This window comes from Rubritalea sp., assembly GCF_039830215.1.
Taxonomy (GTDB): domain Bacteria; phylum Verrucomicrobiota; class Verrucomicrobiia; order Verrucomicrobiales; family Akkermansiaceae; genus Rubritalea.
This window is the reverse complement of the sequence record NZ_JBDOPO010000050.1, coordinates 1-8,650: the sequence shown is the minus strand read 5'-3', so window position 1 is coordinate 8,650 and position 8,650 is coordinate 1. Positions and strand designations below refer to the sequence as shown.

The following is an 8,650-nucleotide window of genomic DNA, read 5'->3' as shown; positions in this document are numbered from 1 at the left end:
ATGTCAGCCAGGGTATGTTTGGTTTTAACGCAAACGGCACGGGGGTAAAATCCACTACCGGCAATGCTGAATTGAATAATGAAAAGATGCCGATAAAAGAGGTCTTTACCGATTTTGCGGTTTCGGCCCCATGGTATTTTCATTCGCTGGCCGATACAAAAACGGATTTCAATTTCATGCACCCTCAAAAGGGCGAGAAACTATCCTGTTTCTGCCGGGTCTTAAACACAGAGACGAATGGGGAATTCATTCTCATATCTGACTCTCTTGCAAAAAATACAGCGTTTGAGACGATATCTAAGATCATCGGTATCAAATAAACGCTAAGTTAAAGAATATTTAAGTTTAATAAAAATAATTAATTATTATAATCGAAAGGACTCGTTGTATGAATTTTATAAATAAAGTTTCAATAGCTTCAGTTATAGCTGCTGGAAGTATCAGTACTGCCTTCGCTGATGCCCGCCCTAATATTTTATGGCTTTTTTCCGATGACCACGCCTTTCAGGCTATTGGAGCTTATGGGGATCGGTTCGCCGACATGAACCTGACGCCGAATCTGGACTCCATTGCCTCCGAGGGGATGCGTTTTGATAAATGTTACGTAGGCAACTCAATCTGTGCTCCGAGCCGCGCGACGCTGCTCACAGGTAAACACAGCCATAAAAACGGAAAAATTGACAACCGGGGTGAGTTTAATCACGACCAGATGCAGTTTCAGAAGTTGCTGCGCGCCAATGGATATCAAACCGCCATGATCGGGAAGATTCATCTCAGAGGCGCCATGCAGGGATTTGATTACTGGGAGGTACTTCAGGGGCAGGGGAAATACGAGAATCCCGAATTTTTCAGTGAAAAAGGGAAAGCTAAATATCAGGGGCATTCTACCGATATCATCACCGACCGTGCATTGAACTGGCTATCTAACAGCCGCGATAAAACCAAGCCATTCATGGCCATGGTTCATTATAAGGCTCCGCATCGCAACTGGCTCCCTGCGGAACGGTTCCGCAAACGATTTGAGAAGACGGTGTTCCCTGAGCCGGAAACTCTTTTTGATGATTATTCGACCCGAGCTACCGCAGCGCACCTACAGGATTTGTCGATAGCCAAGACCATGAGTAATGATAAAGATCTCAAGGCGGATCGATGGGAATTTCGGGATAAATTACTTAATAAATCCGGACTTGAGGGCAAAGATCTTGTTCGTGCGAAATATCAGGAGTATATGCGTGACTACCTGGCATGTGTTGCGGGTGTGGATGAAAATGTCGGTCGATTGCTGAAGTATCTGAAGGATAATGGCCTGGAAGAAAACACCGTTGTTATGTACTCGGCTGACCAGGGCTTCTATCTGGGCGAACACGGATGGTTTGATAAACGGTTTATGTATGAGGAATCTTTCCGTACCCCGTTGCTGGCGAAATGGCCGGGCGTTATTAAACCAGGCAGTGTGAATAAGGATCTTGTACAGAATATTGATTTTGCCGAAACTTTTCTTGATATTGCACAAACTGAAATACCATCGGATATGCAGGGCAAGAGTCTGGTTCCGATCATGAAGGGCAATACACCGGACGACTGGCGAAAGAGCCTCTACTATCACTACTACGAATTCCCTGCAGTCCATCGTGTACTGCGTCATGAAGGAATTACGACCGGGCGTTATAAACTGATCCGGTTCTACGGACGCTCTGTGCCCAAAGGGGAAGAATGGGAGCTGTATGACCTGGAACGCGATAAAAATGAAGTGCGCAATGAGTACAGCAACCCTGAATATGCCTCAACTATTGAAAAATTGAAGAAAGGTCTTCAGGATCTGCGTGATGAGTATGAAGTGGTCGATATTCCCCAGACGGTAAACAAAAAGAGAAAGAAGAAAAAGTAGAAGTGAAGGTAAATAACATGATTCACGGTACGGCTTACCGCCAACCGTGATTGAACACATTTGATTAAAGGAGAAACATATGAATAGCAAGGCTTATGACAGGAGGGTATTTCCCAAAACAATGGCTGCTGCCACATCCGCACTGGTAGTGTGCTCAGCGGCAATGGGTGCTCAAGCAAGCAAACCGAATATTATTCTCATCATGGCCGACGACATCGCCTATGACAATATTGGCTGTTATGGTAGCGATTATTTCAAGACTCCGCACTTGGACAAACTGGCGCAGACCGGTGTCAAATTCAATCACTGCTACTCTGAGCCGGTCTGCACTCCGAGCCGCGTTAAAATTATGACCGGCCGCGATGGCATTCGTAATTATGCTGGCTTCGGTATCCTCGACAAGAAGGAAACAACTTTCGGTACAATGTTGAAACAGGCCGGTTACGCCACGGCTGTGGCTGGCAAATGGCAGCTTTATGCTGGGCGAAAGGGTTCTCTTGCGCCCGACTGTGGTTTTGATACGTATTGCCTATGGAGCTATCCTGGAACAGAAAGAAGCCGTTTTTGGAATCCCAGCCTGATTCGTGACGGGCAGGAGGTGCCTGTCACCACCGACTCCTACGGTCCGGACATTTGCACCGACTTCCTGATTGACTTTATCAAGAAAAACAAAAATCAAGCGTTCTTCGCCTACTATCCGATGCTCTTGGTTCACAGTCCTTTCCTGCCAACGCCTGACAGTAAGGACAAGAAAAGCACAAACAAAACCGAGAACTATCGCGATATGGTAAGTTACATGGATAAGTGCGTCGGCAGAATAATCGACACACTGGAAGAAACGGGGTTGCGCAAGAATACCATCGTCCTATTCACGACGGACAACGGAACCGGCAGACCCCTCACATACCCCTACATGGGCGAAAAGCGCATCGGGGAAAAAGCTTATCCAACAGACGGTGGCTCGCATGTGCCGCTCATCGTGAATTGTCCGGGTATTGTATCTCAAAGTTTAGTGACCGACGATATTGTGGACTTCTCTGACTTCTTGCCGACTTTGGCCGATATCAGTGGTGCCAGTCTGCCTGATGTAACCCTGGACGGGCACTCTTTCTGGCCTCAATGCCTCGGTAAGAAAGGCTCTCCGCGCGAATGGATATTCCAGTACTACTATCCGAAATTCAAAACCGCAGCCAAGAAGTACGGAGCGGGCAAGCCCTATATTATGTGGGCACAAGACCAACACTACAAACTCTACTCTCATGGCAAATTTATCGAGGTCAAGGATCGGCACGAAAAGGTAGACATTCTGCCGGGCAAAGGTACCCCGGAAGCTGAGGCGGCCCGAAAGAAACTCCAAGCTGCCATTGACAGTATGCCTAAAAGCAACGTTAATATGAAATAAATACCGAACAACACGGATGCAGGCGACGCTTGACAGCGCGCCTAATACGAACCGTTAGAAGCAAAGAAATAAAAATATGAAAGATTTTATACTACATGTATTTATGACTAAGACAGTTCTTTACAGTCTTCTCAAGTATCTTTTAAGTGTTGTGGGTTCTGCTTTAATTTATATCGTCGGAGCATATTTAACTAATAAAGGTTTATGGCTAGAACTTTATGACTTTGCAATGACTCCTGATAGACTTGGGGTTATTTTTAGCATGGCATTTATAGTATTTTTGAGTTTACTAAAAACGTTTTCTAGTTCATACGAAGAATTTAAAGATAATTAAACTTCTAACCATTCAGTTGAGCGCGACGGCTGTTCGCCGCCGCTCACTTCAACCGTTTAATGGAATAGAAAATGAATACTACCAGAATAAGGGAGAAAAAGGTTATGATAACAAAGCGAGTAAGTCTATTGATAACGATTGTTTTAACAGGGCTTTGCATCCAGGTGCGGGCCGCGACGCCCAATGTGGTGATCATCTATTTCGACGACACGGGCTGGAAGGATTTTGGCTGTTTCGGTGGAGCAGTTGACACACCGCATATCGACCAACTTGCAAAAGACGGAATGCGCTTTACGGAATACTACGCACCAGCGCCAAACTGTTCGCCTTCGCGCGCCGGTCTGCTGACCGGCCGATTTCCTTTTAGAGTGGGCATGTACAGCTATCGGAACAAAAATACACCGATGCACCTGCAGGATTCCGAAACCACCATTGCGGAGGTCTTGAAGACCAAAGGCTTCGCCACCGGTATGTTCGGCAAGTGGCATTTGGGCAATCTTGAAGGTGAGCCGCATCCAACGCCCAGTGATCAAGGCTTCGACTACTGGCTTGCCTGTGACAACAATCTGATTAAACACAACCCTAAAAGCCTGATCCGCAACGGCAAGCCCGTCGGCAAAACCGAGGGATGGGCCGCGCAGGTGGTGGCGGACGAAGCCAATGAATGGATGAAAAAGCAGACAGCACCCTTCTTTGCCTACATTGCCTTCAGCGAAACTCACTCGCCTGTCGACGCCCCCGAAGAGCTGAAAACAAAATATATTGAGCGGGGAGAGGATAAAAAACGCGCGAGCTACCGGGGCATGACTGAGTACAGCGATGCCGCCGTCGGCAGCATCCTGAAAACCTTGGATGACATGGGCGTGAGCGACAACACGCTCGTTTTCTTAGCCTCTGACAACGGTCCCACCTCTGAAGTATCCTGCGAAGGGTTACGCGGCAAAAAAAGCTACACCTGGGAAGGCGGCGTCCGCGTCCCCGCCATCATTCGCTGGCCTGGGAACGTAAAGCCCGGCTCGGAATACAACGACCCCGTGGGCGGCATCGATCTATTGCCAACACTCTGCGATATTGTCGGAGCGGAACTGCCAAAGAAGCATATTGATGGTGCAAGCATCCGTCCAGTCCTGGAAGGAAAGCCCTTTAAGCGCACCGCACCTATCCTTACCTTTTTCTATAGAACCACCCCTGCTGCCTCAATGAGGCTGGGCGACTATGTGCTCATCGCACATTCCGACGACGAAGATCGCCAGAAATCGCACAGCATGGGTGCGGCAGACATGTCGATGGTCAAAAGTGCCAAATTGGTTTCCTTCGAACTCTACAACATCAAAGACGATCTCGGACAGGAGAAGGATATTGCCGCCGCCCATCCCGAAAAATTGGATGAGCTTCGGAAGATCATGGTTGCCCTTCATCACGACGCCATAAGCGAAGGCCCTTACTGGGAATTCCCGGAAGTCAAGACCAAGAAGAAACGCAAAAAAAGCAAGAAAAAGCCCAAGGGAGGGGAATAAGTTTCCAAGTCACAGTAGTCCCATAGGAGTGATGGAGAAATGGAGAATAGGAGTGTTGTTTATCTTAGGACTCAAGGTCTTATAAGACATTTGCAAAGTATTAAAATGTCTGAACAGGGTCTTTTCAGAATTGCCGTTTGTCATGCTATCTTGTCTTTGCGTGAGCAAGCAATTACTCCACACGAAGTGCGCGTGAACACTTGGAGGGCAAAACTCCCGTACTCCAATACTCCATGAGATAGTAGAGGTTAGCATATAAGGAGCGATAATGGTCAGACAATTATCATTGTTTATCACATTGTGTAGTGTAATCTGTATTGCTGTAGATGGGGTAGTTCTAGCTGATGAGGTTACGTCTTCCCACAGGCGAACCGGCCTGTTGTTGGATGAGCGCTACCGCAATCATGATACAGGGCCCGACCACCCCGAGCGACCTGAGCGGTTAGACGTTATTGCCACCGGGTTGCGTGCTCTCGATACTTATGATGAACTTGTCCCAATTGTGCCCCGGCTTGGAGACGATCGGTGGATTCTCAAAGCTCATTCCTCAAAATACTTAGATACCGTTAAACGTGCCCATGAGAAAGGGATGAATCGTCTACCCACCGGTGATACACCTTTTTCTCCAAAGAGTTTGGAAACCGCCCGGTTGGCGGTCGGAGGAGTCTTGGAAGCCTGTGATAAGGTGATGGCTAAAGAGATTGATAATGCCTTCTGTGTGGTGCGACCTCCAGGTCACCACGCCACCCGTGACGAGGGGATGGGGTTTTGTGTGTTTGGCAATGTTGCCATCGCTGCAAAGTATTTACAGGAAAAGCACGGGTTAGAGCGCATTCTCGTAGTTGACTGGGATGTTCATCATGGCAATGGAACCTATGATATCCTTAAAGAGGATCCTAAGGTCTTTCAGTTTCACCTGCAGCAGCAGGGTATATATCCCGGCACGGGTATGGTGACTGAGATTGGTGAGCGGGAGGCCAAGGGTAATACTATCAATGTGCCAGTTCCTCAAGGTGCCGGACGCGATGCCTTCGTTCAGGCTTTTAATGAACAGCTTGCCCCGGCCATGGAGAAGTTTTGCCCTCAGTTTGTCTTGATCTCTGCTGGCTTCGATGCTCATGAGAAAGATTTACTCGGCGGTCTTAGATTGCGTTCAGAAGATTACGGCGAGTTGACCCAGTTGCTTATTGATATTGCTCACAAGTATTGCGCAGGGCGTGTTGTTTCGGCTCTGGAAGGTGGCTACCACACCGAGGCCCTATCGGAATCAGTTCAATACCACGTCAATGCGTTGCAAGGAATCACGACCCGCACCAAGAAGTAGAGGACGTCAGATAAAGATATAAACCATTCTGATTCGGCACACAGTGTGACAGGCTCCGTGCGTCTTGAATTTTTTAGACAAAGAGCCAGCGGTATGCCGGGTTTTATGATGCAACGATGCGTTTCAGGTTTATTGTTTGGCGTCTGATAGTTTTTTAGCGTTTGGAGTGAAGGTGTAGGCAATTTGCTTTCTGTAGCAGCAGCCGAGTTGGAGCTGAAGAGCTAAAACTTTGACATCTTTCAGTGCTATGTTAGCAATCTGCGCCCTGTTAGGAATCAAGATCCCTATCAGTTTCAAACTTATAAAGGAGCCTAACTGTGAATCAAATTCGTTTTATCAAACCCATAATATTTGTCTGCACCTTACTTATCGCAACACTGCCTTTGATGGCGGGTAAAGCAGAGATTGCTATCAAATCAGGTCAAAAAATAGCGTTTTTGGGTGATTCAATCACAATGGCGGGTGCTAGAAGTGGCGGCTATTGCCAATTTGTTTTGTTTGCTTTGAAGCAACAGGGTATAGAGGTGGAGCCAGTATTTGCTGGTATTAGTGGGCATAAATCTAATCAAATGCTGGCCAGGCTAGATAAAGATGTGTTGATTCATAAGCCAAATGTCATGACCTTGAGTTGTGGGGTTAATGATGTGTGGCATGGTGAAAGGGGGCGTGGTGTCAGTTTGGAAGATTACAAAAAGAACATCACTTCTATTGTCGAAAAGGCCGAAAAGGCAGGGGCCAGCGTCGTTCTTTTGACCGCCACTATGATTAAAGAAGATCAAAGCAATGACCTCAATCAAAAGCTCAAACCTTACAACGAATTTTTAAGAAGCTTGGCTAAAGAAAAGAAATGTCTTTTGGCGGATCTAAATAAAGAGATGCAGGAAGCTCTTATGAAGTTTCCTGAATCAGAAGCAAAGGGCAAACAACTCACTAACGATGGAGTACATATGAATGCCCTTGGCAATATCATGATGGGGCGTGGGCTTGGAAAAACCTTGGGTTTGACTGATGAACAACTGGATGAAGTAGAGAAGAAATGGAAGGCTTTACCAAAGCCTGATCCTAAAAAGAAGAAGCGAAAGAAGAAGAAATAATCTCGCGAATTCAAGTCGCTAACGCAATCGTAAGAGTTGGTAAAAGGCCAGAGCTTGTAGCAAGCTTCTGGTTTAATCACTAAACTAGAATATGCTATAGTGAAAAAATTATTTGAAAGTGTCTATAATTGGAAGAGAGGTGGACTCAGCAAATCGCTAGTCGTTTGTATGGTGATCCTCACTTCAACTTCATTGGTCTGGGGTGAATCTCATTCTTTTGAGAATGAAGAAATAATAGGCACTAGCATGAGTGTGAAATTTGAATGCTCATCCGATACTTTGGCAACAGACACTTATGCTAAGGTATTAAAGGAAGTTGAACGTCTGCGCAAAATATACGACTATCGTCTTCCGGACAGTGAGCTTTCACTCTTGGTAAAAAAAAGCCGGGGGCAATACCTTCCTGTTAGCCGGGAGTTATTATCGGTTCTCAAGCTGGGTAAAGCCGGTTACAAAAAAAGTGAGGGCCGGTATAATTATTGTGGGGGGCAGGTTGTATCACTCTGGAAAAAAGCGGAATCAACTAAACATCTTCCCTCTTACGAAGAGATAAAAGCCGTGGTTAAACGCGCAGAGTCAATAGCTAAGGCTGTGATGATCGATGAAAAAAACATGAAGGTTGCTGTGCCCTCAGGCGCAAACATAGATCTGGATTCTTTAGCGAAGGGAGCCATCATCGATGATCTGATCACCGGCATGGGAAAGTTCAGAGGAGTAAAAGGCGCTGTCGTCAATATCGGTGGTGATGTGAGGGTGGGTGACGATCAGAATGGCACCATGGTGTCTGTGAAGGACACCGAGGGAAATGAGGTTAGCAAATTGACATTAAAAAACAGAGCGATCGCTACTAGCGGTGGTAAATACCGCTAGTACACCATAGCAGGTAAAAAGTATTCTCATCTGATTGACATGCAATCAGGTCGACCTGTGAACACACATAGAACTGTGTCTGTAATATCAAAGACTGAAGTGGTCTCGGTTGCGTTGCGAGTAAATTCTTAGTTTTGTTGATGATCTGCTAGCTGGCCTACGAGGGAGGGTTGTTTGTTGGTTTACTCCGTAGTTGGAGAGCTGTAGTGGAGGGGCTGGAG

General features: G+C 46.6%; 9 protein-coding genes. 8 read left to right on the top strand and 1 reads right to left on the bottom strand.

Annotated elements, in window-relative coordinates:
• The 6 genes from ABGY95_RS01380 to ABGY95_RS01355 form a co-directional block, all read left to right on the top strand.
• On the top strand, nt 1-320 hold a 320-nt coding region (locus ABGY95_RS01380), incomplete at its 5' end, for a hypothetical protein (RefSeq protein WP_347439885.1).
• Nucleotides 321-388: 68 nt separating this feature from the next.
• Complete coding sequence (locus ABGY95_RS01375) at nt 389-1,888, top strand: sulfatase (protein WP_347439884.1); 1,500 nt, start codon at nt 389-391, stop codon at nt 1,886-1,888.
• A gap of 79 nt (nt 1,889-1,967) precedes the next feature.
• The gene (locus tag ABGY95_RS01370) at nt 1,968-3,290 is read left to right on the top strand and encodes a sulfatase-like hydrolase/transferase (RefSeq protein ID WP_347439883.1); all 1,323 of its coding nucleotides are present in this window, start codon (nt 1,968-1,970) and stop codon (nt 3,288-3,290) included.
• Between the two features lie 76 nt (nt 3,291-3,366).
• Complete coding sequence (locus tag ABGY95_RS01365; RefSeq protein WP_347439882.1) at nt 3,367-3,624, top strand: hypothetical protein; 258 nt, start codon at nt 3,367-3,369, stop codon at nt 3,622-3,624.
• Nucleotides 3,625-3,728: 104 nt separating this feature from the next.
• Entirely contained in the window at nt 3,729-5,141 is a 1,413-nt protein-coding gene (locus tag ABGY95_RS01360; protein ID WP_347439881.1) for a sulfatase-like hydrolase/transferase, read from the top strand.
• A gap of 298 nt (nt 5,142-5,439) precedes the next feature.
• A complete protein-coding gene (locus ABGY95_RS01355) occupies nt 5,440-6,465 on the top strand; it encodes a histone deacetylase (protein ID WP_347439880.1) in 1,026 nt (341 codons plus the stop codon).
• Between the two features lie 129 nt (nt 6,466-6,594).
• Here the strand turns inward: ABGY95_RS01355 and ABGY95_RS01350 are convergent, their stop codons facing one another.
• The gene (locus tag ABGY95_RS01350; protein WP_347439879.1) at nt 6,595-6,762 is read right to left on the bottom strand and encodes a hypothetical protein; all 168 of its coding nucleotides are present in this window, start codon (nt 6,760-6,762) and stop codon (nt 6,595-6,597) included.
• A gap of 20 nt (nt 6,763-6,782) precedes the next feature.
• On the opposite strand from ABGY95_RS01350, the gene ABGY95_RS01345 reads away from it, so the two are divergent.
• Both ABGY95_RS01345 and ABGY95_RS01340 read left to right on the top strand, forming a co-directional pair.
• Nucleotides 6,783-7,559 carry a GDSL-type esterase/lipase family protein gene (locus ABGY95_RS01345; protein ID WP_347439878.1) on the top strand — a complete coding sequence of 259 codons (777 nt, stop codon included), beginning with the start codon at nt 6,783-6,785 and terminating at the stop codon, nt 7,557-7,559.
• Between the two features lie 99 nt (nt 7,560-7,658).
• A complete protein-coding gene (locus ABGY95_RS01340; RefSeq protein WP_347439877.1) occupies nt 7,659-8,429 on the top strand; it encodes an FAD:protein FMN transferase in 771 nt (256 codons plus the stop codon).
• Nucleotides 8,430-8,650: the final 221 nt, after the last annotated feature.

Bases quoted from the DNA above. Each gene is read 5' to 3' on its own strand.
- ABGY95_RS01370 (WP_347439883.1), top strand. From the start codon at position 1,968: ATGAATAGCAAGGCTTATGACAGGAGGGTATTTCCCAAAACAATGGCT.
- ABGY95_RS01360 (WP_347439881.1), top strand. From the start codon at position 3,729: ATGATAACAAAGCGAGTAAGTCTATTGATAACGATTGTTTTAACAGGG.
- ABGY95_RS01375 (WP_347439884.1), top strand. From the start codon at position 389: ATGAATTTTATAAATAAAGTTTCAATAGCTTCAGTTATAGCTGCTGGA.
- ABGY95_RS01365 (WP_347439882.1), top strand. From the start codon at position 3,367: ATGAAAGATTTTATACTACATGTATTTATGACTAAGACAGTTCTTTAC.